Here is a 23,077-nt window from a genome sequence, read left to right as displayed (position 1 = left end):
TGGTTGCGTACCGTGGCATACCCCGACGATGAAGGCCAGAGGACATGACCGATCAGCTCGACCCCGTTGCCTCCGACGATACGGCGGCGCGCCCACGCTGGTATGTGGTGCAGTGCAAGGGAGGCGAATCCTTTCGCGCCGGCGAGCACTTGACCAATCAAGGCTATCGCGTCTTCCATCCGGTGCTCGAGGTGCAGAAGAAACGCCGCAACAAGCTGGTATGGATCGCCGAGCCCCTGTTTCCGCATTACCTTTTCATCCATCTCGACCGGGTGGCGAGCAACTGGCGCCCCATCCGCTCCACGCGCGGGGTGCTGAAGCTGGTGGGATTCGGCGATGAGCCGCTGCCGGTGCCGGATGCGCTGATCGAGACGCTGGCCGCGCGTGCCCATCTCGACGAGGCGAGCCGGACGTCGGGAAATGCCTACTTCCGGCCGGGCGAGATCGTCGAGATCACCGAAGGTCCCTTCCAGGCACTGCAGGCCGTATTCGATACCCAGCAGGGCGATGAACGGGCCATCGTGCTGCTCAATATGCTGCACCATCAGCAACGTCTCGAGTTGCCGGTGGGGCATCTGCGCCGTTCGACCTGAAGCGCGATCCGCGATCGCGCCCGTCACCTCATCCTCACATCGCCATCCAGTTCAGGAGTCAGCATGCGTATCTCGCCGCAACACGTCGTTCGTCTGCACTATACGTTGCGCGACCCACAAGGCCAGCTTCTCGATGATTCGCGACGCCGCGAGGAACCCCTCGAGTATCTGCACGGCCATGACAATATCCTGCCCGGCCTGGAGGCGGCGCTGGCGGGGCGGGTTGCCGGTGATGCATGCGCCATTCATCTCGCTCCCGAGAACGCCTACGGGCCGCATTTGCCCGAGCGCGTACAGCGCGTGTCGCGCACGGCGTTTCCTGGCGTCGAGCAGTTGTCGCCCGGCATGCGTTTTCAGGCCCAGGGGCCGGATGGCCCGCGCACGGTGACGTTGCTGGAGGTAGGAGACACCCAGGTCAAGGTGGACACCAACCATCCCCTGGCGGGTCAGTCCCTCGACTATCAGGTCGAGATTCTCGAGGTGCGTCCGGCGACCCGGGCGGAACTGGCCAAGGGGCATCCGCTAGCTGCCGACGTGACGGCGGCGGAGGTGGAGGATCGCAAGGCGTGATGCTTGGGGCGGCGTGCGTCATCGCCTCGATGGCGCGTCCAGGCGACGCAGGAAGGCGTCTACCGGTTCGGGACGCGCCAGGTAATACCCCTGCAGGAAATCGACGCCGTTGGTGACCAGATAGTCCTGTTGAAATGCGCTCTCGATGCCTTCGGCCACCACGCGCAGCTCCAGAGCCTTGCCAAGCGCGATGATCGAGCGTACCAGGGGCGCGTCCTGGCGTTCCTTGATGGCGTCGACGAAGATCTTGTCGATCTTGATCTCGTCGACCTGGAAATCCTGCAGATAGCGCAGCGACGAGTAGCCGGTGCCGAAGTCGTCCAGGGCAAGACGAATGCCCAGTGCCCGCAGTGCGTTGAGCCGGCTGGCGACGCCCGGCGTCACCAGCAGGGACTCGACGACCTCCAGGATCAGCCGGTGAGGCGCGAACCCATGCCGGTCGAGCAGGTGCGTCAGGGTCGTGATGAACGCATCGTCATGCAGCTGCTGCACCGAGACGTTGACCGAGAGGGTCAGGTCGCTGTCGCGCAGCACGCCGCCGAGCAGGGCGCAAGCTTGTTCGAGGACCCATTGCCCCATGGGGCGGATCAGCCCGCTGTGCTCGGCTTCGGCGATGAAGCTGCCGGGCGCCAGCAGGCCTTCGCGCGGGTGCTGCCAGCGCAGCAGCACCTCGGCGCCGGCCAGCCGGCCCGAGGTATCGAATTGTCCCTGCAGGTAAAGACGCAGTTGCTGCGCGTCGAGCGCCGTACGCAGCTCGCGTTCCAGACGGCTCAGGCGATGCTCCCAGTCACTCAGCTGGCTGGTGTAGAAGGCCAGATGGTGAGGCAGGGTTTCGCGGGCATGCTGTACGGCGAGTTCGGCACGTTGCAGCAGGGATTCGATGTCGCTGGCGTCGTAGGGGTAACGCGTCACGCCGATGTTGAAGCGCAACTGGCAGGGAGTGCCGAAGACGCGCCAGGTGCCATCCCCGAGGGTCAGCAGCCGTTGCAGGCAGTAGCGGCGCAACGAGTCGTCGGTCTGGCCGGGAATCGTGATCAACAGCCGGTTGGCCGGAAGACGCCCGATGAGGATCTCGCCTTGCAGCTCGGTCAGGCGCTCCTTGAGCTTGGCCGCCACCTGACGAATCGCTTCGTCCCCGGCCTGCTGCCCCAGGGTCTCGTTGATATGACTGAGTCCGCCGAGGCGTACCACCAGCAGATGGAAGGAACCATGGCTCCGGATCAGGGCGTGAAGACGCTCGAGCAACCCCTTCAACGTCGCCAGGTCGGAGACTTCGTCATGGTGCAGCTGACGATACAGGTCGTGTTCGACCTCCCGCCGGCGCAGGGATTCGGAAAATTGCGACAACAATCCCGCGAAGCCCATCAGACTGGTGATTTCATCACCCTGCCATTCACGCGGATGCGTCGATTCGCAGCAAATCGCGCCGCGCAGCTCGCCGCCGACGAAAATGCCGACGTCCAGCATGGCCTGAATGCGATTGTCCCGAAGGTAGTCGCGCAGGCCGGCTAGCCGTTCGTCGTGCTGGGCGTCGGAGGTGACCAGACAAGGGTTGTATGTCAGCGATGCAAGATAGCCATCCAGCCCGTTGGGGGGCAGTCGCAAGCCATTGAGTGAGTCGATGAGGGACATGCGACAGGTCAGGGCGCGGTCTTCGTCGAGGAACCACAGGCCGGCACGCTCGACGCCGAGCACTTCGGCAGTGGTATCGAGCAAGGCCCGCAGGAAGGCATCCTCGTCCAGATCGCGTTGCAGAAGCTCGCGCATGCGGCGCCAGGCTTCCTGCTGATCCGCCTGGCGCTGCTGGGCGTTCAGCAAGGCTTGCCACTGGCGAATGCTGTCCCGCGTCTGGCGGGCCATGCGCCGCAGGAGCAATGTCGCCAGCAGGATCACGCCGCCGATCACGATGAGCAGCCCCGTCATGCTGCCATCGAAAAACAGCGACATGAGCACGGCCAGCCCGCTGCCCGCCACCAGGGCGCAGAAGAGCGCGATATTGCGTCGATGCTCGCTACGCAAATGGTGCAACCGACGGACGATGTCGGAAATCATGCGTGACACCGGTCGTGGTCGGGGAAGAGGGAAACCGTCATGCGCCATCCTGCGTTGTGTCGAAAGGGGCCGCACTCGTCGGTGGCCTGGCGATGCATCGCCCGCCGCAGATCCATCTTGTCAGTGAATCAGGGGTGGAGGGAAGCACGGTCGGGGTGCGGTTGTGCACCCCGACGATCGTCAACGCGCGGAGGCTTCACTTCGTGATGCGTTCACGCAGAAAGCTCAGCAGCCCTTCCGTGGGAACCATGGTGACGTCGCTGTCGCGCCGTCCCTTGTATTCCAGCTCATCGTTATCGAGGCCGCGATCGCCGATCACGACGCGGTGCGGAATGCCGATGAGCTCCTGGTCGGCGAACTTGACGCCGGGCCGCAGGTCGCGGTCGTCGATCAGGACATCGAAGCCGGCATCGCTGAGCTGCTGATACAAGGTGTCGGCGTATTCGCGGACCCGTTCCGACTTGTGGGCGTTCATGGGCACCAGAGCGATCTCGAACGGGGCGATGGCATCCGGCCAGATGATCCCGCCGGCGTCGTGATTCTGCTCGATGGCGGCGGCGACCACGCGGGTCACGCCGATGCCGTAACAGCCCATCAGCAGGGGCACGGCCTGGCCGTTGTCGTCGAGCACGGTCGCATTCATCGCCGTGGAATACTTGGTGCCCAGCTGGAAGACGTGGCCGACCTCGATGCCGCGGGCGATGGAGAGCGTGCCCTTGCCGTCCGGCGAGGGATCGCCCTCGACCACGTTGCGCAGGTCGGCCACCTTGGGCAGGGCGACGTCGCGCTCCCAGTTGATGCCGAAGTAGTGCTGGCCGTCGATGTTCGCGCCGGCGCCGAAGTCGCTCATCAGCGCCACGCTGCGGTCGATGATCAGCGGCATATCGAGGTTCACCGGGCCGAGTGAGCCGGGGCCGGCGCCCACCGCCGCGCGAATTTCCTCCTCGCTGGCCATGGTCAGGGGAGCGGCGACCTCGGGGAGGTTCTCGGCCTTGACCTCGTTGAGCTCGTGATCGCCGCGCACCAGCAGGGCGACCAGTCCACCCTCGCTGCCGTGCACCATCAGCGTCTTGATGGTCTTCTCGATGGGCAGGCCGTGCTGCTCGACCAGGGTGGCGATGGTGCGCGCATTCGGCGTGTCGACCAGTCGCAGTTCTTCCTGAGGAGCGGGGCGTTCAGGTGTCTCGCCCAAGGGCGCGGGCAGTGCCTCGGCCTTCTCGATGTTGGCAGCGTAGTCGGAGCCGGTGGAGAAGATGACCGCGTCCTCGCCGGAGTCGGCCAGCACCTGGAATTCGTGGGAGCCGCTGCCGCCGATGTCGCCGTTGTCTGCCTCGACGGCGCGGAAATCCAGCCCCAGGCGCGTGAAGATGCGCATGTAGGCGTCGTACATGGCATCGTAGGAGCGTTGCAGGCCGGCCTGGTCGATATCGAAGGAGTAGGCATCCTTCATGATGAACTCGCGGGCGCGCATGACACCGAAACGCGGGCGCGTCTCGTCGCGGAACTTGGTCTGGATCTGGTAGAAGTTGGAGGGCAACTGCTTGTACGAGCGTATTTCGTTGCGCACCAGGTCGGTGATCACTTCCTCGTGCGTCGGACCATAGCAGAAATCGCGCTCGTGGCGGTCGCGAATGCGCAACAACAGGTTGCCGTACTGATCCCAGCGTCCGGACTCCTGCCACAGTTCCGCCGGCTGGATCGACGGCATCAGCACTTCTTGGGCGCCGGCGCGATTCATTTCCTCGCGCACGATGTTCTCGACCTTGCGAAGGGTGCGAAGTCCCAGGGGGAGCCAGGTATAGAGCCCCGAGCTCAGGCGGCGGATCATGCCCGCGCGCAGCATCAGCTGATGGCTGACGATATCGGCGTCGGCAGGGGTTTCCTTGAGGGTGGAGATCAGCAATTGACTGGCGCGCATGGACAAGCGGTTCCTTGGATTCGAGGCCTAACATCGCGTCGCTCGAAAGCGGCGCAGCAGATGAGGCTATTGTACGGTCAAGGCGTTAACGCGGCAAAAGCGATGACTCGACGCCGCTCATGGGGGCGATCGCTCGGGTGGCGGACATCAGGCCAATGCCTTGAGCCAGAATACCATGCGCTTGTCGGTGGCCTGTTCGCTATCCACGTCCTTCCAGGCAAAGTGGGTATACAGGTCGGGGCGGCGCTGATAGCCATGGCGTTCCCAGAAGGGGGCCAGGGGGCGGTGATCCACCGGGCGTCGCGGATGCGCCGGGTCGCGCTCCACCGCACAGAACGCCGCCACGTCGAAGCCTCGGGCCTGGGCATGTGACTCGCGTTCGTGCATGAAGGCCTTGCCGGTGCCCCGACCTCGATATTCCGGACGCAATACCGACTCCCCGTAATAGAACACGCGCGCTGGCGCGGGTCCCTGGCGTTCGAAAGGGGCACGAAACTCCTCGCATTCGTCGGCCAGCGGCTGGCCCGTGGCGGCGCCGATCAAGGTGTCGTCCGCGAAGGCCAGCACGAAAAGGCTGGCGGGATTGTCGGCGTAACGGGCCAGATAGCGGGCTTCGTACTCCGCATCGCCATCGTAAAGATAGGGGTAGTCACGAAACACCTGAATGCGCAGTGCGGCGAGAGCGTCGAGATACGGCGCGATGTCGCGACCTTGACAGACCTTCAGCGTGACCGCTGCCATGACATCTCCTGATCGAAGGGGTTCTGCTGTGCGGGCGATTGCCGCTCACACGTCGTCGCGCTTTGCGATATGCTTTCGCGCACAGCGTACGTCTCCACGCCCGCTGTCGTGGCGACGTCGCCTTTTCCGACAGTGACGCATAACGCATAGGATAAGAGGAGAGGATGATGAACGCTATGAACCGCTGGACGTCTCCCAGGGCCCGCCGCTGGATCGCCGGGTTGACCATCGTGGCCACCACCACGACGTTGGCGGGCTGCGGGAGCATCTTCTATCCCGAGCGCAAGGGGCAGCCGAGCGGCCGGATCGACCCGGCGGTGGCGATCGCCGACGGGGTGGGCCTGCTGTTTTACATCATCCCCGGTGTCATCGCGTACGCCATCGACTTCTCCAATGGCACGATCTATCTACCGAGTCGGGATACCGCCGCGGTGAATACGCTGCATTTCGATGACGAACTGGATGCGCGAACGCTCGAGTCGATGCTGGCGGAGCAGGCCGGTCAGCCGGTGCGACTCGATGACGAACTGGTGCGAGTCGAGCGTGTCGCGTCTCGCGACGAAGCGATCGCGCTGGTACGCATGTCGGGTGTCTACGACAGCGAGCGCTTGGCTTCCATGTAGGTCGAGGGGCAGCAGCGTGCTGCTTGAAGGCGCTACACGAATGCCTTCCTGTCAAATGCACTTCCTGTCAGAAGTGACTCTCCTGAAGGATCCGGTACTCGGCCTCTTTCTGCTCCACCAGGGAAACCAGCAGGGGTCGGGTATCGGCAAGCATGACGTTCAGTGCGACGCGACAGTGCTGCAGGGCATGGCGTGCGCGTTGCTGACATGCCCACAGCAGTCGATAGGCCATGACGTTCTCGGTGACGAAAAACTGTGGCGTCGCCCGATCCGACACCGGTAGCGTGCGCGGAAGAGGGAGCCGGGCGAGGGCGTCGTGTCGCTGCAAGGTCTCGCAGCGTTGCTGGCATTCGTCAGCGAGCACCTCCATCAGCCGGCTCATTCCGCGGTGATGCGTCAACAGGCGAAGCGCCAGGCGCCGATAGTCACGCGCCGTCGCCACCTCATGCATGAGTAGAGAACACGAAAGAGCGACGGGTGTGCCAACCATGACGTCCTGAGCGCTGGCGTGCTGCATCTCGGGTCTCCTCGGCGAGCCGGACAAAGGCATTCTTGTGTGATCGCATGCGTGTCGACTTCCCTGTGCAGCGTCGACACGACAAGGATATGACCGAATGGAGACAGCATAGTGCGAATTGCCTCACATGACTTTGATGAGTGTCATGCGCCGTGACAATTCGTATACCGCATGAGAAAAATCAGTCACACAAACACGAATATCAAACTGTTCTCAAAGAGGCTCTCCCGCATACTTGAAACTCGATTCAGACGCGGGGAGTCAACCATGACATCACAATACAAAGCCTCTCGGTTTGCCACGCCGCGCGACATGCCGGAGCAGACTTATCGCTTGAGCAACGTATGCTTGCCAGCGCCTCTCTCCATGGGGGAATTGGAAACTTTCAGCGCCATCAGTCGACAAGTCTCGCCGCTGAGAAAGCGCCATACACTCTTCGAGCAGGGCGAGGCGTTCAGAAGCCTTTATATCGTGCGTTGTGGAAGCTTGAAGCAGGTATATCGCGATATCACGCGCGAAGAACATGTCACCCAGTTCTATCTGCCCGGCGAAGTCGTGGGACTCGACGCCCTGAGCAGTGGCTTTCATCCCGGTGCCACGATCGCCCTGGAGACAACCTCCGTTTGCGAAATAGGGCCGGAGTCGATAGAAGAGCTCGCCCATGGCGATCGTACCGAACGCGGCGTCGGCGGATGCTTCTTGCGTGTCATGAGTCGAGCCATGCATCAAGAAAGGATGATGGTGCGACTGTTTCTCAATCGGACGTCCGACGTGAGGCTGGCGAGTTTCCTTCTCGCATTGTCGGGCCGTTTTCGCCAGCAAGGTTACTCACCTTTCTGCTTCCGTCTCTCCATGTCGCGAAGCGATATCGGCAATTATCTTGGACTGGCCGTCGAGACCGTGAGTCGACTTTTGGGGCGTTTTCAACACCTGGGGTTGCTGACGGCAAAGGGGCGAGAAATTCGCATCGATGATCTGGAGGCATTGGCCGCGCTGGCGGATGGGCGTTCGCGTCACTCGATCTGGGATACTGCCGATGAGGCACCCGAGCGGCTGGCATCCATGTCCACGCATTGAGGTGGAAACGACACCGATAGCGATCAGGCTGATGACGACAAAGAAGGCAAGTGGTCTTGGCAAGTGCTTGGTGGAGAGGGCGCCAAATGCGTCATGATGCTGGTGCCCGGAGCCGGACTTGAACCGGCACGGTGTTACCACCGAGAGATTTTAAGTCTCTTGCGTCTACCAATTTCGCCATCCGGGCTAACGGATGTGGAAGAGAACACCGCGGGGAAATGATGGAGGCTGGAGTCGGAATCGAACCGGCGTACACGGAGTTGCAGTCCGCTGCATAACCACTCTGCCATCCAGCCTCTGAGCGCCTGATAGAACAGGCCAACCACTTGGCTTGAAAGCCTGACACAAGACATGCAGGGCTTTCAAAAGTTGGAGCGGGAAACGAGATTCGAACTCGCGACCCTCGCCTTGGCAAGGCGATGCTCTACCACTGAGCTATTCCCGCCGAACTCGAGGACGCATTATAAGGATAAGTCTGTGAATGTCAAACGTTTATGCGCCTCATCCTGGATGCTCACATTGAGCGCGTGAGCTCCGGCCAGGCGGCACGCATGTACTGGTACATCGACCACAGGGTCAGCGCGGCGGCGACGTAAAGCAGCACCACACCCACGTTGGCGATCATGGTGCCCGGTGCAAAGCCCAGCAACAGCAGCAGAGAGACCATTTGCAGCGTGGTCTTGAGCTTGCCGATCCAGGAAACGGCGACGCTGCCGCGTTTGCCTAGCTCCGCCATCCACTCGCGCAAGGCCGAGATGACGATCTCGCGGCCGATGATCACCAGCCCCGGCAGCGTCAGCCAGGCGGTATCGAAGCGTTCGATCAGCAATGCCAGTGCGACTGCGACCATCAACTTGTCCGCCACGGGGTCGAGGAAGGCGCCGAAGGGAGTGCTCTGGTTCCAGCGACGTGCCAGATAGCCGTCGAGCCAATCGGTAACGGCGGCAAGCCCGAACAGACCGGCGCACAGCAGCAAACTCCAAGCATAAGGGAGATAGAAGGCGATCACCAGCAACGGAATGCACGCGATTCGAGCAAGCGTCAATAGGTTGGGAATGTTCATCGAGCGACGTAAGTCCTGGCTGGTGAATGAGGTAACCGCATTATTCTATCTTTCCGCTCATGGCTCATCCATGCAAGGCTTGATGGATGGTCGTGGCCATTTGGGCGCTGATGCCGGGCACACGCGCCAGCTCGTCGCGACTGGCCTGGCGCACGCCCTGGAGCCCACCGAAGAAGCGCAGCAACTCCCGGCGACGCTTGGGCCCGATCCCGGGAATGTCCTGCAGGGTCGAAGTACGGCGTTGCTTGTCGCGTTGCTGACGATGACCGGTGATCGCGAAACGGTGGGCTTCGTCGCGAATATGCTGAATGAGGTGCAGCCCCGGCGATGCGCTGTCCAGTGCCAGACTGTTGTCGACGGTTTCCAGAAACAGCGTCTCGAGTCCGGGCTTGCGTGTCGTGCCCTTGGCCACGCCGAGCAGATGCGTTCCGGTGATGCCGACGTCCTCGAGCACCTCGCGTGCCATGTTGAGCTGTCCCTTGCCGCCATCGACGATCAGGATGCCGGGAAGCTTGCTGTCGTCCTGAGTCAAGCGTTTGTAGCGTCGAGTCAGGGCTTGCCGCATGGCCGCGTAGTCGTCCCCCGCTGCCACGCCCTCGATGTTGAAACGTCGGTAATCGGATTTGACCGGCCCGTCCTGGTCGAACACCACGCAGGAGGCGACCGTCGCTTCGCCATGGCTATGGCTGATGTCGAAGCATTCCAGGCGTGTCGGTGTCTCCTGCAGCTGCATGGCGTCACGCAGGGAGGCGAAACGCTTGGCCAGCTGCGAACGATTGGCCAGTTGCGTGGTGAGGTGTTGCTCGGCATTGGTTTCCGCCAGGCGTAGCCATTGGGCTCGGTGGCCGCGAACCTGATGGGCCAGGCGAATCCGCTTGCCGGCACGCTCGGAGAGGGCGGCTTGAATGACGTCGCTGTCCGCCAGGGGCAGAGCCGTGATGACTTCCGCGGGAATCTCGCGCTCATGTCCCAGATAGTAATGGCTGATGAACTCGCCGAGAAGCGCCTCCGCCGTGAGGTCCAGGCCGTTCTGCGGCATATGGTGGCGAGCGCCGAGCATGCGGCCGCCACGCACGGCCAGTGCGCTGATGCAGAGGCCGCCGGGGCGCTCGGCCAGAGCGAAGATGTCGGCATCGCCGTCCCCAGTATCGACGATTTGGCGTTCCTGCAGGCGGCGAAGTTGCTGGATCTGGTCGCGCAGGCGCGCGGCTTCCTCGAAATCCAGCGCCTGACTGGCGGTTTCCATGTCGCGGGTCAGTTGCGCGGTGACCTGCTCGCTACGCCCTTCCAGGCACATGATGGCGTGGTCGATATCGCGCTGGTATTCCTCGCGACCGATGTAGTCGACACAGGGAGCGCTGCAGCGCTGAATTTGATATTGCAGGCAGGGCCGGGTGCGGTGCGCGAAGACACTGTCCTCGCAGTTGCGGATGCGAAAGATCTTCTGCATCAACGACAGGCTTTCACGCACCGCGGTGGTACTCGGAAACGGCCCCAGGTAACGGCCGTCGCCACGTTTCTGCCGCGCGCGCTTGAATTCGAGGGCGGGGTAGGGGTGCCGATCCGAGACGAAGATGAACGGGTACGATTTATCGTCACGCAGGAGGATGTTGTACGGCGGACGCTGTTCCTTGATGAGCGTCTGCTCGAGCAGCAGGGCCTCTGTCTCGGTCCGCGTGATGGTGACCTGGATGTCCTCGATCCGGCTGACCAGGGCCTGGGTCTTGGCATTCAGCGCACCACGGAAGTAGCTGGCGAGGCGGGCCTTCAGCCGTTTGGCCTTGCCGACGTACAGCACGTTGCCTTCGGCATCCAGCATGCGATACACGCCGGGTGACTCGGAAACCGTCTTGAGGAAGTGCTTGGCATCGAAGCTCATGGGCGCGGGGGAATCGTTGCATGGATCATGCCCGCCAGTGTATCAAAGGAGGACGGGGCCCGGCGCGCCCTGCGATGCCGATATGCCTGGTATCACGACGCCTCGTAGCCGTCGATCAATCCATAGCGCAGTCCGAGGTGGGTGAGTTCGACGTCGGACTGGACGTTGAGCTTCTCGAAAATGCGGTAGCGGTAGGTGTTGACCGTCTTGGGGCTCAGGAACAGGCGATCGGATATATCGCTGACCTTCTGACAATTGACGATCATCATCGCGACCTGCAGTTCGCGATGCGAGAGTTGATCGAAGGGATTGTCCTGTGTCCCCATCTTGGAAAGCACGACTTTCTGCGCGATGTCGGGGCTGATGTAGCGCTGCCCATCGAAAATGGCGCGGATGGCACGCACCATTTCATCGAGCTCCGTGCCCTTGCTGATGAAGCCCGCGGCACCGGCGTCCATCAGGCGTTGCGCAAAGGCCTCCTCCAGAAAGGCGGTCACGATCACGACCTTGATATCCGACATGCCGCGCATGATCTTGCGCGTGGCTTCGAGCCCGCCGATGCCGGGCATGCGGATGTCCATCAACACGATATCGGGGCGCAATTCACGCGCCATGTTGACGGCCTCCTCGCCATCGACGGCCTCGGCGATGACCTTCAAGCCGTCCTCGGAGTCGAGCATGCGGGCGATGCTAGTACGTACCAAATGGTGATCGTCAGCGACAAGAACCTTGATCAAGGGAACTCCTGCAATCAATAGCCGGTTAGCGGAATGGTGACCTCGATGGCCCTGGCGAAGGCCATTGTGACGTTATTATGGGAGGTCGCGATGCGTTTCGCTATGTGCGAGCGTCGTCGTCTTCATATCAAGACGTCCTAAAATCAACGTAACAGCAATGTTCCCGTTATGCTGCCATCGATTTTGCATTTCCGCGCTTTCTGCGGCGGTGGATATGGCGTGCCAGGAAGGAAGAAAAACGCGTCTTGACACGAGGCAAGGAGGTTCGTAGTATACGCAGCGTTCCAAGGGCGCTGTGGCGGAATCGCGTCCTTGGCAGTGAAAGATGCATGCGACATGCATCGATAATTCGGGGCCTTAGCTCAGTTGGGAGAGCGCAACACTGGCAGTGTTGAGGTCAGCGGTTCGAACCCGCTAGGCTCCACCATATTCCGCTCGAATACCAGGCCGCCGACGCAATGCGTCGGCGGCTTTTTCGTGTGGGTGGAGAGTTCGTCGGCGACCGCTTCGGGCCGGTCGTGCGTGATGGTCCGGAGATTACGGGCTGGCGGGGCCGCTGGCGCCGCATTCCAGACAGCGGTATTGCATGCCGTCCTGGGCATGACGCTCCTCGAATGCCTGAAGACGTTCGTCATCGCTGATGGTCTCGCTGAGGCTGCACGCCGGACATTCGATGGTGCGTTCGTTGTCGTTCTGCTCGATGAGAAACATGATGCTCTCCTGCCGTGGTCTCGACTCGATATGAAGCATGTTCGCCGTGCTGTGACGGCAAGGCACGAAGCCTGTGAGCGCGCGGCTCATAGAGTGAAAAGTCGGCGTTTGGCCGGGCAACGTCAACGTAGACATTGGCGACGTCCGGGTAGTAAAAAATCAACCGGAAATGCGGTCGATGTCGGCGCGCAAACTCATGTGGCGGGCAAGTCGAGAGAGCAGGGGCGTTTTCGTCGGCGTAGTCGAATTACAAGCGAGCCGACTACAGGCCGAAGACGGCGCTTGTGGAGGGCTTGAACCGGCCAGATTGTTGCCAGAAAGATGGCGGGCATCGTTCTGGCCGGTCTCGGTCTTGACGTTATTCGACTTTGCCCAGCAGCAGGAATTCGATCAGGGCTTTCTGGGCGTGCAGGCGGTTGCCGGCTTCCTGCCATACCGCGGCGCGTGGGTCGTCGAGTAACGTGGTGCTGATTTCCTCGCCACGGTGGGCGGGCAGGCAATGCAGGAACAGCACGTTATCGGCGGCATGATCGAGCAGCTTCTCGGTGACCTGAAAGCCGGCGAAATCCCGCTCGCGCCGGGCCTGCTCCTCTTCCTGACCCATCGAGGCCCAGACGTCGGTGGTGACGAGATCCGCGCCCTGCACCGCTTGCCGTGGGTCGTGAAGGATTTCCACGCGTTCGCCGGCCGCGGCCACGATGTCGGCATCCGGCTCGTAGCCGGGCGGGCAGCACACCCGCAGCCGAAAATCGAACTGCCGTGCCGCGTTGATCCAGGAATGGCACATGTTGTTGCCGTCGCCGATCCACACCGCCGTCTTGCCCTTGACCGAGCCACGGCATTCGGTCCAGGTCATGACATCGGCCAGCAGCTGGCATGGATGGTAATCGTCCGTCAGGGCATTGATCACGGGAACCGCGCTGGCGGCGGCATATTCCTCGAGCCCGGCATGCGAGAAGGTGCGAATCATGACGATGTCCACCATCTCGGCGAGCACGCGGGCGGTGTCGCCGATCGGTTCGCCGCGTCCCAGTTGCGTGTCCCGTGGAGAGAGGAACAGCGCATGGCCGCCGAAGTGCGCCATGGCGGTCTCGAAGGAGACCCGGGTACGCGTCGAGGACTTCTCGAAAAACATCGCCAGCGTGCGGTTGCTGAAGGGCGTGTAGGTCGGCCCTTGTGCCTTGAGGCGGTTCTTGATGGTGATCGCACGCTGAATGAGGTGGCTAAGCTCCTCGGGTGTCAGATCGAGTAAGGTCAAGAAATGGCGTGTGGCCATGGCGACGCTCCTTGCAGATGAAATCGACGGCACTCGCCAACGAAAAGAAACGGGGCGCGACGGGCCGCGATCGGGGCTCGTCCTCGCGCACCCGGCCTCGTGCAGGGCGACATGCGGGCCGTACGGAAAGTCGACCATCCTAGCCAGCCTGCCGAGATGGCGCAATGTCGTCGTCACGAGGGCTGTTTTCGGCGTTCGCCATCAGTAGAATGGGCCTACATTCACCCGACGTCTTGCGGAGGCGCCGGCCAATGGGCAAGTCGCCCCGCGTGAGGAAACTGAGATGAGCACCACTCTCGAAAACATTCAGCAGCAAATCGGCGAAAACACGATTCTGCTTTACATGAAAGGCACGCCCCAACTGCCGCAGTGCGGGTTTTCCGCGCAGGCTGTCCAGGCGGTGATGGCGTGTGGCGAGCGCTTCGCGTTCGTGAACATCCTCGACAATCCGGACATTCGCGCCGAACTGCCCAAGTACGCCAACTGGCCGACGTTCCCGCAGCTGTGGGTCAACGGCGAGCTGGTCGGTGGCTGCGACATCATCGTGGAAATGTACGAAAGCGGCGAGCTGGAAAAGCTCATCAAGGATGCCGCGGCCAGCGCCGAAACCGAAAAGGAATGAGGCGCAAGCAGGTGGAGCCTTGATCCGCGGCCCGCTCCGAAGGGAGGGGGCGGTATAGCGAAAGCCCCGTCGGCTCACACCGGCGGGGCTTTCGTTTGTCGGACCTGAGCGTCAGTCCTCGTCCATGCCCTGTTCCTTCAAAGCCAGATCCCAGCCGCCCAGGTTCTTGTAGCGGTTGACCATGGCGCAGAACAGCTCGGCGGTGCGTTCGGTATCGTAGCGCGCGGAGTGGGCGGAGGCATTGTCGAACTCGATTCCCGCCGCTCGGCAGGCGCGTGCCAGGACGGTCTGGCCATACACCAGCCCGCCGAGCGTCGCGGTGTCGAAGCAGGAAAAAGGATGAAACGGATTGCGCTTGATGCCGTTGCGCTCGACGGCGGCATTCAGAAAGCCCTGATCGAAAGCGGCGTTGTGACCGACGAGTATGGCGCGCGTGCACTGATTGGCCTTGATAGCCTTGCGGACCGGCTTGAAGATCTCGCCGAGCGCGTCGTGTTCGCTCAGTGCGACCTGCTGGCGCAGCGGACTGTCGAGGTCGATGCCGGTGAAGTCCAGTGCTGCCTGTTCGATATTGGCACCCTCGAAGGGACGCACATGAAAGGCGTGCGTGTCATCGGGCATGAGGTTGCCCTGGGCATCCATGGTCAAGGTCACGGCGGCGATTTCGAGCAAGGCATCGCGTTGGGCGTTGAAGCCACCGGTTTCCAGATCGACCACCACCGGGAGAAAGCCTCGAAAACGTTGAGCCATCAAATCGCGTGCCTGGCCGTCGCTCATGCTTTTGCTCCCATCCCAATGCGGTCTCGATAAGCGTCGCCACGCCTGGGTGGGGGCGACAAAGTGGCAGCGAGTGTAGCATTTTCGCCCCCCGACGTCCCGCCGCTCGGTGTTACTGAACGGCGCTCGGCGCTATAATCGGATCACGCGTTACGCTGTGTTCGCGCAGCCGATCCACTCGATCAACATCCATCTGTTCAGGAGTCCCGCATGTCCGATGTGAAAAAGGTCGTCCTCGCCTATTCCGGCGGTCTTGATACGTCCGTCATCGTCAAGTGGTTGCAGGAAACCTACGATTGCGAGGTGGTGACCTTTACCGCCGACATCGGTCAGGGCGAAGAAGTCGAACCGGCGCGCGCCAAGGCACAAGCGCTGGGCGTCAAGGAAATCTACATCGAGGACTTGCGCGAGGAATTCGTGCGTGACTATGTCTACCCGATGTTCCGCGCCAACACGATTTACGAGGGAGAGTACCTGCTGGGGACCTCCATCGCCCGTCCGCTGATCGCCAAGCGCCTGGTGGAAATCGCCAACGAAACCGGTGCCGACGCCATTTCGCACGGTGCGACCGGCAAGGGCAACGACCAGGTGCGCTTCGAGCTCGGGGCCTATGCACTCAAGCCCGGCGTCAAGGTCATCGCCCCGTGGCGCGAGTGGGACCTCAACTCGCGCGAGAAGTTGATGAACTATTGCGAAGAGCACGACATCCCGGTCGATTTCTCCACCAGCAAGAAGAAATCGCCGTACTCCATGGACGCCAACCTGCTGCACATTTCTTACGAGGGCGGCATCCTCGAGGATCCGTGGGCGGAAGCGGAAGAAGACATGTGGCGTTGGAGTGTCTCGCCGGAAGCCGCGCCGGAGCAGCCGACCTATGTCGAGCTGACCTTCGACAAGGGCGATATCGTGGCCATCGACGGCGAACCCCTGAAGCCGCACGAAGTGCTGTCCAGGCTCAACCGGATGGGCGGCGACAACGGCATCGGGCGTCTCGATATCGTCGAGAACCGGTACGTGGGCATGAAGTCGCGCGGCTGCTACGAGACGCCGGGGGGCACCATCATGCTACGCGCGCATCGCGCCATCGAGTCACTCACGCTCGACCGCGAGGCGGCGCACCTCAAGGATGAGCTGATGCCCAAGTACGCCGAGGTCATCTACAACGGCTACTGGTGGAGCCCGGAGCGCAAGATGCTGCAGGCTGCCATCGATGCCACGCAGGACAACGTCAACGGCGTGGTGCGGATGAAGCTCTACAAGGGCAGCGCCACGGTCGTGGGGCGCAAGTCGGAGCAGTCGTTGTTCGATGCCTCGATCGCCACGTTCGAGGACGACGCCGGCGCCTACGACCAGAAGGATGCCGAGGGCTTCATCAAGCTCAACGCGCTTCGCCTGCGGATCGCCGCCGGCAAGGGGCGTCAGGCCGACTGATCGTCTTCGGGCCGGCGCGCGCGTGTCGCGCCGGCCCCCACGCGCAGGGAGAATGTCATGCTCAAGAAGTTGATCGACGGGCTGTTTCGTAGCGGCAACGTCAACGACGAGGAGATCCCCGCCACCGACTATGAAGGTTTCCTGATCACCCCGGACCCGCAGGATGTCGGCGGTCAGTACCGTGTCAGCGGCTGGATTCGCAAGCCCGTCGAGGGAGGCGAAACGCGCGAGCATCGCTTCGAGCGCTCGGATATCGTCTCCAGCCGCGAGGATTGCATCCAGCTCACGCTGCGCAAGGCCCAGCGTTTCATCGATGATACGGGTGACGCCATGTTCGATGAGCGCTGAGACGTCGAGCGTGTCAGGCCGTCGTGGCAATAAAAGCGGCATCTTGCGACAGCGCCGCTACCCTTGAGGTGGCGGGGTTGTCGTTGGTAGCCGCCACCACCGACCCGCTCGTGCCAGGAACTCGCCCCCGGGGCGATGGCCTAAGGCCCTGTATTTTCCGATGGAGCTGCGCATGATTACCGTGCATCATCTCGACAATTCCCGCTCGTTGCGCATCGTCTGGCTGCTGGAAGCACTGCAGCAACCCTATGAACTGGTGACGCACCATCGCGACCCCCAGACGCTGCTGGCCCCGGAAAGCCTCAAACGGCTTCATCCCCTCGGCAAGGCGCCGTTGATCGTCGATGAGGGGCTGACCGTGGCCGAGTCCGGCGCGATCATCGATTACCTGATCGAACGCTATGACGACGGTCGGCTCGCGCCCGCCCCGGGCACGCCCGAGCATCGCGATTACCGCTATTGGCTGCATTACGCCGAAGGGTCCGCCATGCCACCCTTGGTGATGCATCTGGTGTTTTCCCGCCTGGGCAAGCCACCGGTTCCGGCGTTGCTGCGTCCCTTGGCGGGCAAACTGGGACAGGGCGTGCAAGCCAAGTTTCTCGATCCCGAAATCGAGCGCCATCTGGCTTTCTGGGAAGCGACGCTCGGCGAGCATGCCTGGTTTGCGGGATCGACGTTCACGGCGGCGGACATTCAAATGAGCTTCCCCGTGCTGGCGGTCGAGTCGCGGCGGGGGCTCGCGGGCTTTCCGGCCATCGGCGAGTGGCTGACTCGCATACGTGCCCGGGCCGATTATCAGCGCGCCGTGGAGCAGACCGGCGAGCTGAACCTGAGTGCGACACGCTGAGAGGAGGTGAACGATCATGACAAGTCATCGTTGGATGTATGGGGCGGTCTTGATGGTGCTCGCGCTTCCCGCCATCGCTGTTGCCCAGACGACGTCGCACCGAGATGACGACGGCGCTCTCGGGGAGCCCGGTGTCATGGACTGCGATGTCCTGCAGGATGAGATCGAAGCCAAGATTCGTGCCAATGGTGTCGACGAGTTCCAGCTCGATCTCATCGCCAGCGCGCGTGTCGACGAGGATGGGGTCCGCGAAGGGGATCCGCTGGCCGGGGGCGAGGTGGTGGGCAGCTGCGATGGCGGCTCGCGCAAGGTGATCTATCGGCGCGGCGCGCAAGGCAGCGGGGCGATGTCCAGCGAGGATGCCGCGCTGCCGCCCCGGGAGGCGAGCAGCGAGCCGGGTGAGGGCGATACACGGCCTGCCGAAACCCCGTCGCCGTAATCGTCGACGCCACTTCCCGCCCATCGACGCGGTTGGCTACCATGGGGCCTTTTCAGCAGGAGTCTGCCGTGAAGGCCCTATTGCTTTCCGCTTATGCCGCCATGAGTCATCGCCATTGGGCGGAGGGGCTGCAGCAGCAGTTTGCCGAATTCGACTGGCGATGTCTGGCATTGCCGCCTCGGCACTTTTCCTGGCGGATTCGCGGCAATCCGCTGACGTGGCTCGGGCAGGCGAGTGAATGCCTTGCCGACGAGCATGATCTGGTCGTGGCCACGTCGATGGTCGATCTGGCGACCCTGGTGGGGCTGTTTCCCTCGTTGGGGCGGGCGCGCAAGGTCGTGTATTTCCATGAAAATCAGTTCGCTTACCCGTTGCCCAAGGGGCAGCGGGTGCAGGCGGAACCCCTGATGGTCAACCTCTATGCGGCCCTGGCGGCGGATGTCGTGGTGTTCAACAGTGCCCACAACCGCGACAGCTTCCTCGTCGGCGCGCGCACTTTCCTGTCGCGCATGCCCGAACGGCTGCCGCTGTCGGCACTGTTGTCGCGCCTGGCCGAGAAGGCCGTGATTCTTCCCGTGCCCTTGCCCGAGCAGACACCACGCCCGGCAGGGCGCGGGCGGCGTCTGCTGTGGAATCACCGCTGGGAATACGACAAGAACCCCGAGATGTTTTTCGCCGCGCTGCAGGCACTGGCGAACCGCGGCATCGAGTTCGAGGTAGCGGTGGTGGGGCAGCAGTTCCGCGATCAACCGCCGATCTTCGAGGCGGCGCGGGCCTGGCTGGGAGATCGCGTGGTCAGCTGGGGCGAGCAGCCCGGCGATGCCTACCGTGAGGTCCTCGACAGTGCCGATATCGTGGTGTCCACGACCGATCATGAATTCCAGGGGCTGGCGGTCATGGAGGCGGTGACCCATGGCTGCGTGCCGCTGGTGCCGGAACGCCTGTGCTTTCCCGAATATTACCCGCCTGAATGTCGGTACGCCGGCGACCAGGCCGCGCTCGAGGCCCGCCTGGCCGAGTGGCTGACTCAACCGGCGACGCGCCCCGCCTTGCCCGATGCGCGTGCCTGGCAATGGCCGGCGTGGCGTGAGGCGTATCGCGACGTGTTGCGAGGTGCGTAGAAGGGTCAGGCCAGTTCGGTCTTGTCCTTGTACTCGCAGAGATCCTCGATCACGCAGCTTCCGCAACGCGGCTTGCGAGCCACGCAGGTGTAGCGCCCGTGAAGGATGAGCCAGTGATGCGCATCGTGCAGGAATTCCCTGGGGACGTGGCGCATCAGTTTCTGTTCGACCTCGAGCACGTTCTTGCCTGGCGCGATGCGCGTGCGGTTGGCGACCCGGAAGATATGCGTATCCACCGCCATGGTCGGCTGCCCGAAGGCGGTATTGAGAATCACGTTGGCGGTCTTGCGGCCGACACCGGGTAGTGCTTCCAGTGCCTCGCGGGTATTCGGCACCTCGCCGCCGTGCCGTTCGAGCAGCAGGTGGCAGGTCTTCATCAAGTTATCGGCCTTGCTGTTGTACAGGCCGATGGTCTTGATCTTGTCCTTGAGACCTTCCAGGCCCAGGTCGAGGATGCCCTGCGGCGTATTGGCTACCGGGAACAGGCGCGCGGTGGCCTTGTTGACTCCCACGTCCGTGGCCTGGGCGGAAAGAAGTACTGCCGTCAACAGCTCGAATGGCGTTTGCCAATGCAGCTCCGTCGTCGGCGTGGGATTGTGGTCGCGCAGGCGCGAAAAGATCTCGTGGCGTTTTTGAGCGTTCATGAGCGAATCAAGGCGATGAAGAGGAATCGAGGGCGGCACGGGCAGCATCGAGCATGCGCTGGGCCTCTTCGACCTGGCCGTGGGCGGCCTCGCGGCTGGCGGCATCGCCGTGTCGCTCGGCGTGGGCGACCTGCTGGCGGGCCTTGCGCAATGACTGCTCGGCGGCTTTGACGGCCATGCGCCGATGATGCGTAACGGAGGTGTCGGCGTGCCTTGTCTGGGCGTTGCCGAGCTGCCGGTCGATGTCCGCCAGGCGCGATGTCAGCGTCTCGGCGCGTTCATCGAGCGCCCGGCGTGTCTCCGCGTCCAGTGGATCGCGCTGGCGCTGGCGCTCCACACGCTTGAGGCCGGCGACCAGCGTGGCGCGCGTCGCCTTGAGAGACGTGGCATCCACGCCGGCGGTGGCCTCCTGTGGCGTCGGCTTGGCAGGGGCGGTCTCGCGTGTGGTCTTTGCCGCCAGGGCCGCCTGGCGACGTTCGCGCTTGCGGCGTTTCTCCTCGGCCTGGCGCTGGAGACGTCGCTGACGCGCCTCGTGGCGTTGCCGGCCCAGTTCGGCACGCCTGGTCAGGTAGGCGTCCTGCTGGGCGCGAGTTTCTGCCGCGACCCATTCGGGGTGCGGCAGGATGTCGATGCAGTCGACCGGGCAGGGCGCGACGCACAGCTCGCAGCCGGTGCACTCCCCGGCGATGACGGTGTGCATCTGCTTGGCCGCGCCGAGGATGGCATCCACCGGGCATGCCTGGATGCACTTGGTGCAGCCGATGCATTCCGCTTCGCGAATGAAGGCGACCTTGGGCGACTCCGCGGGCTGCGCGAGAGGCTGTGGCGTCTGGCCGGTCAGCTCGGCCAGACGTATCACGGTCGCCTCGCCGCCGGGCGGGCACTTGTTGATCGCCTCGCCGGCGGCGATGCCTTCGGCATAGGGACGACAGCCGGGATGCCCGCACTTGCCGCATTGGGTCTGCGGCAGCGCGGCATCCAGCGTCTCGATGAGCGCGGCGTTAGCGGACACCATGCCTCCTCAGGACACCCGCTGGCCGGGCTCCGCCCCGTTGTCCGGTGACAGCAGATAGATGCCGCCCTCCTTGTCGCCGGCGGCCAGCACCATGCCTTCCGAAACGCCGAAACGCATCTTGCGCGGTGCCAGATTGGCGACCATGACGGTCAGGCGGCCTTCCAGCGCCTCGGGCGCATAGACGGCGCGAATGCCCGAGAAGACCGTCCGCGTTTCGCCGCCCAGGTCGAGCGTCAGCTTGAGGAGCTTCTTGGCGCCCTCGACGTATTCGGCCTTGGCGATGCGCACGATGCGCAGGTCGAGCTTGGCAAAATCGTCGAAGCCGATCTCGTCGGCGATCGGATCGTCGGCGAGGGGGCCCTTGGCCTGTTCCTTGAGCTTCTGCTCTTCGGCGAGGACTTCCTTGGACGCCTCGGTCATCGACGCGATCTTGTCGGTATCGACACGTGTCATCAGCGGCTTGAACTTGGCGATCGCGTGGTCCTCGAGCAAGGTGCGGCGGCTTTCCCAGTCGAGCGACTCGATCTGCAGGAAGTCGCGTGCCTGCTCGGCCATCGCCGGCACCACGGGCTGCAGGTAGACCATCAGGATGCGGAACAGGTTGATGCCCACCGAGCAGATGTCGAGCACCTCCTGCTCGCGGCCTTCTTCCTTGGCCAGCACCCAGGGCGCCTTGTCGGCGATGTAGGCATTGGCTTCGTCGGCCAGGTCCATGACCTTGCGCATGGCGCGGGCGAATTCGCGCGCCTCGTAATCGGCGGCGATGGCCTCGCCGGCCTCCACGAAGCGGGTCACCAGCTCGGGCTCGGCACAGTGCGCGGCGAGTCGGCCGGCACCCAGCTTCTTGACGAAGCCGGCACAGCGACTGGCGATGTTGACGACCTTGCCGACCAGATCCGCGTTCACGCGCGAGGCGAAGTCCTCGAGGTTGAGGTCCAGATCGTCGACGCCGGCGGTGAGCTTGGCGGCGAAGTAGTAGCGCAGGTACTCGGGGTTGAGATATTCGGCATAGGTCTGCGCCTTGATGAAGGTCCCGCGGGACTTGGACATCTTGGCGCCGTTGACGGTGACGAAGCCGTGGCAGTTGACGCCGGTCGGCGTGCGCAGCCCAGCGCCCTCGAGCATGGCCGGCCAGAACAGGGCGTGGAAGTAGACGATGTCCTTGCCGATGAAGTGATAGACCTCCGCGTCCGAGTCGCGGCGCCAGTAGCTGTCGAAGTCGATGCCCTCACGCTCGCAGAGGTTCTGGAAGCTGGCCAGGTAGCCGATCGGCGCGTCCAGCCAGACATAGAAATACTTGCCCGGCGCGTCGGGGATCTCGAAGCCGAAATAGGGGGCGTCGCGCGAGATGTCCCACTCGTTGAAGCCCGATTCGAACCATTCGAGCAACTTGTTGCGGATCTGCGGCTGGACGTGGCCGCCGTCGATCCAGCCCTGCATGAAGTCGGCGAAGTCGGGCAGCTTGAAGAAGAAGTGCGTCGAGCTGCGCACCTCGGGCGTGGCACCGCTGATCGCCGAGACCGGATCGATCAGCTCGGCCGGCGTATAGGTGGCTCCGCACGCCTCGCAATTGTCGCCGTACTGATCGCCCGCCCCGCATTTGGGGCAGGTGCCCTTGATGAAACGGTCGGCGAGGAACAGGCCCTTCACCGGGTCGTACATCTGCTCGATGTCACGCGTCGAGATATGGCCGGCGTCACGCAGCGCCGTGTAGATGCGCTCGCTGTGCTGACGGTTCTCTTCCGAGTGGGTGGAATAGTAATTGTCGAATGCCACCCCGAAGCGGGCGAAGTCGGCCTGGTGTTCGGCGCTGACCTTGCTGATCAGTTGTTCCGGAGTGATGCCTTCTTGCTCCGCGCGCAGCATGATCGCGGTGCCATGGGCGTCATCCGCACACACGTAATGACACTCGTGGCCGCGGCTCTTCTGGAAGCGCACCCAGATATCGGTCTGGATGTACTCGAGCAGGTGGCCCAGATGGATCGAGCCGTTGGCATAAGGCAGGGCACTGGTGACCAGGATCTTGCGCTTGGCGTTGGCGGTAGTCGGCATGGCGGCTCTAGTGACTGAAATCGG

General features: G+C 63.1%; 23 protein-coding genes and 4 tRNA genes. 11 read left to right on the top strand and 16 right to left on the bottom strand.

Annotated elements, in window-relative coordinates:
• Positions 1-44: 44 nt before the first annotated feature.
• Both rfaH and CSAL_RS10910 read left to right on the top strand, forming a co-directional pair.
• The gene (rfaH, locus tag CSAL_RS10915) at positions 45-593 is read left to right on the top strand and encodes a transcription/translation regulatory transformer protein RfaH (protein ID WP_011507439.1); all 549 of its coding nucleotides are present in this window, start codon (positions 45-47) and stop codon (positions 591-593) included.
• A 63-nt stretch (positions 594-656) separates the two neighbouring features.
• The gene (locus tag CSAL_RS10910) at positions 657-1,163 is read left to right on the top strand and encodes an FKBP-type peptidyl-prolyl cis-trans isomerase (protein ID WP_011507438.1); all 507 of its coding nucleotides are present in this window, start codon (positions 657-659) and stop codon (positions 1,161-1,163) included.
• Positions 1,164-1,181: 18 nt separating this feature from the next.
• On the opposite strand, the gene CSAL_RS10905 is transcribed toward CSAL_RS10910, so the two are convergent.
• The 3 genes from CSAL_RS10905 to CSAL_RS10895 all read right to left on the bottom strand — a co-directional run bounded on the left by CSAL_RS10905 (position 1,182) and on the right by CSAL_RS10895 (position 5,874).
• On the bottom strand, positions 1,182-3,215 hold the full coding sequence (locus CSAL_RS10905; RefSeq protein WP_043558412.1) for a putative bifunctional diguanylate cyclase/phosphodiesterase: 2,034 nt from the start codon (positions 3,213-3,215) through the stop codon (positions 1,182-1,184).
• Between the two features lie 196 nt (positions 3,216-3,411).
• Positions 3,412-5,133: a proline--tRNA ligase gene (locus tag CSAL_RS10900; protein ID WP_011507436.1), complete on the bottom strand. Its 1,722-nt coding sequence runs from the start codon at positions 5,131-5,133 to the stop codon at positions 3,412-3,414.
• A 147-nt stretch (positions 5,134-5,280) separates the two neighbouring features.
• Positions 5,281-5,874 (bottom strand): GNAT family N-acetyltransferase, encoded by a 594-nt coding sequence (locus CSAL_RS10895; protein WP_011507435.1) that lies wholly within the window; start codon positions 5,872-5,874, stop codon positions 5,281-5,283.
• 164 nt (positions 5,875-6,038) lie between these two features.
• Here CSAL_RS10895 and CSAL_RS10890 point away from each other — a divergent pair, with 164 nt between their 5' ends.
• Positions 6,039-6,497, top strand: a complete 459-nt coding sequence (locus CSAL_RS10890; RefSeq protein WP_244846338.1) for a hypothetical protein — start codon at positions 6,039-6,041, stop codon at positions 6,495-6,497.
• Positions 6,498-6,564: 67 nt separating this feature from the next.
• Here the strand turns inward: CSAL_RS10890 and CSAL_RS10885 are convergent, their stop codons facing one another.
• Entirely contained in the window at positions 6,565-7,014 is a 450-nt protein-coding gene (locus CSAL_RS10885; RefSeq protein WP_011507433.1) for a hypothetical protein, read from the bottom strand.
• Between the two features lie 267 nt (positions 7,015-7,281).
• Here CSAL_RS10885 and CSAL_RS10880 point away from each other — a divergent pair, with 267 nt between their 5' ends.
• Positions 7,282-8,091: a helix-turn-helix domain-containing protein gene (locus CSAL_RS10880; RefSeq protein WP_011507432.1), complete on the top strand. Its 810-nt coding sequence runs from the start codon at positions 7,282-7,284 to the stop codon at positions 8,089-8,091.
• A gap of 100 nt (positions 8,092-8,191) precedes the next feature.
• Here CSAL_RS10880 and CSAL_RS10875 read toward each other — a convergent pair.
• From CSAL_RS10875 to uvrY, 6 genes are all read right to left on the bottom strand, one after another.
• Positions 8,192-8,278: transfer RNA gene (locus CSAL_RS10875), tRNA-Leu, on the bottom strand.
• Positions 8,279-8,313: 35 nt separating this feature from the next.
• A tRNA-Cys gene (locus tag CSAL_RS10870) sits at positions 8,314-8,387 on the bottom strand.
• Positions 8,388-8,461: 74 nt separating this feature from the next.
• A tRNA-Gly gene (locus tag CSAL_RS10865) sits at positions 8,462-8,536 on the bottom strand.
• A 69-nt stretch (positions 8,537-8,605) separates the two neighbouring features.
• Positions 8,606-9,154, bottom strand: a complete 549-nt coding sequence (gene pgsA, locus CSAL_RS10860) for a CDP-diacylglycerol--glycerol-3-phosphate 3-phosphatidyltransferase (RefSeq protein WP_011507431.1) — start codon at positions 9,152-9,154, stop codon at positions 8,606-8,608.
• A 64-nt stretch (positions 9,155-9,218) separates the two neighbouring features.
• Entirely contained in the window at positions 9,219-11,033 is a 1,815-nt protein-coding gene (uvrC, locus tag CSAL_RS10855) for an excinuclease ABC subunit UvrC (protein WP_011507430.1), read from the bottom strand.
• A 92-nt stretch (positions 11,034-11,125) separates the two neighbouring features.
• On the bottom strand, positions 11,126-11,770 hold the full coding sequence (gene uvrY / locus CSAL_RS10850) for a UvrY/SirA/GacA family response regulator transcription factor (protein ID WP_011507429.1): 645 nt from the start codon (positions 11,768-11,770) through the stop codon (positions 11,126-11,128).
• A gap of 351 nt (positions 11,771-12,121) precedes the next feature.
• Between uvrY and CSAL_RS10845 the strand changes: the two genes are divergently transcribed.
• Positions 12,122-12,197, top strand: a tRNA-Ala gene (locus CSAL_RS10845).
• Between the two features lie 110 nt (positions 12,198-12,307).
• Here the strand turns inward: CSAL_RS10845 and CSAL_RS17595 are convergent.
• Positions 12,308-12,481: a hypothetical protein gene (locus CSAL_RS17595; RefSeq protein ID WP_011507428.1), complete on the bottom strand. Its 174-nt coding sequence runs from the start codon at positions 12,479-12,481 to the stop codon at positions 12,308-12,310.
• Positions 12,482-12,839: 358 nt separating this feature from the next.
• On the bottom strand, positions 12,840-13,757 hold the full coding sequence (gene argF, locus CSAL_RS10840; protein ID WP_011507427.1) for an ornithine carbamoyltransferase: 918 nt from the start codon (positions 13,755-13,757) through the stop codon (positions 12,840-12,842).
• A gap of 283 nt (positions 13,758-14,040) precedes the next feature.
• Between argF and grxD the strand changes: the two genes are divergently transcribed.
• On the top strand, positions 14,041-14,379 hold the full coding sequence (gene grxD, locus CSAL_RS10835) for a Grx4 family monothiol glutaredoxin (RefSeq protein WP_011507426.1): 339 nt from the start codon (positions 14,041-14,043) through the stop codon (positions 14,377-14,379).
• A 111-nt stretch (positions 14,380-14,490) separates the two neighbouring features.
• Here grxD and rnt read toward each other — a convergent pair whose 3' ends face one another.
• Positions 14,491-15,156, bottom strand: coding sequence for a ribonuclease T (gene rnt / locus CSAL_RS10830; RefSeq protein ID WP_011507425.1), 666 nt, complete (start codon positions 15,154-15,156; stop codon positions 14,491-14,493).
• A gap of 210 nt (positions 15,157-15,366) precedes the next feature.
• Here rnt and CSAL_RS10825 point away from each other — a divergent pair, with 210 nt between their 5' ends.
• The 5 genes from CSAL_RS10825 to CSAL_RS10805 all read left to right on the top strand — a co-directional run bounded on the left by CSAL_RS10825 (position 15,367) and on the right by CSAL_RS10805 (position 19,342).
• Positions 15,367-16,587: an argininosuccinate synthase gene (locus tag CSAL_RS10825; protein WP_011507424.1), complete on the top strand. Its 1,221-nt coding sequence runs from the start codon at positions 15,367-15,369 to the stop codon at positions 16,585-16,587.
• Positions 16,588-16,644: 57 nt separating this feature from the next.
• Positions 16,645-16,935, top strand: coding sequence for an HlyU family transcriptional regulator (locus tag CSAL_RS10820; RefSeq protein WP_011507423.1), 291 nt, complete (start codon positions 16,645-16,647; stop codon positions 16,933-16,935).
• Between the two features lie 172 nt (positions 16,936-17,107).
• Positions 17,108-17,782, top strand: a complete 675-nt coding sequence (locus CSAL_RS10815; RefSeq protein WP_011507422.1) for a glutathione S-transferase — start codon at positions 17,108-17,110, stop codon at positions 17,780-17,782.
• Positions 17,783-17,798: 16 nt separating this feature from the next.
• Positions 17,799-18,221, top strand: coding sequence for a DUF1161 domain-containing protein (locus CSAL_RS16980; RefSeq protein ID WP_011507421.1), 423 nt, complete (start codon positions 17,799-17,801; stop codon positions 18,219-18,221).
• Between the two features lie 68 nt (positions 18,222-18,289).
• Positions 18,290-19,342, top strand: a complete 1,053-nt coding sequence (locus CSAL_RS10805; RefSeq protein WP_011507420.1) for a tRNA-queuosine alpha-mannosyltransferase domain-containing protein — start codon at positions 18,290-18,292, stop codon at positions 19,340-19,342.
• A 5-nt stretch (positions 19,343-19,347) separates the two neighbouring features.
• Here the strand turns inward: CSAL_RS10805 and nth are convergent, their stop codons facing one another.
• Genes nth through metG form a run of 3 tightly spaced genes read right to left on the bottom strand, consistent with a single transcriptional unit; the run spans position 19,348 to position 23,053 of the window.
• Entirely contained in the window at positions 19,348-19,986 is a 639-nt protein-coding gene (gene nth / locus CSAL_RS10800) for an endonuclease III (RefSeq protein WP_011507419.1), read from the bottom strand.
• 7 nt (positions 19,987-19,993) lie between these two features.
• Complete coding sequence (gene rsxB, locus CSAL_RS10795; protein ID WP_011507418.1) at positions 19,994-21,001, bottom strand: electron transport complex subunit RsxB; 1,008 nt, start codon at positions 20,999-21,001, stop codon at positions 19,994-19,996.
• 6 nt (positions 21,002-21,007) lie between these two features.
• The gene (gene metG / locus CSAL_RS10790; RefSeq protein WP_011507417.1) at positions 21,008-23,053 is read right to left on the bottom strand and encodes a methionine--tRNA ligase; all 2,046 of its coding nucleotides are present in this window, start codon (positions 23,051-23,053) and stop codon (positions 21,008-21,010) included.
• Between the last annotated feature and the right edge of the window lie 24 nt (positions 23,054-23,077).

It is taken from the genome of Chromohalobacter israelensis DSM 3043, assembly GCF_000055785.1.
GTDB classification, from domain to species: Bacteria; Pseudomonadota; Gammaproteobacteria; order Pseudomonadales; family Halomonadaceae; genus Chromohalobacter; species Chromohalobacter israelensis.
The sequence above is the reverse complement of the archived record's forward strand: the minus strand, read 5'-3'. Positions and strand labels throughout refer to the sequence as shown.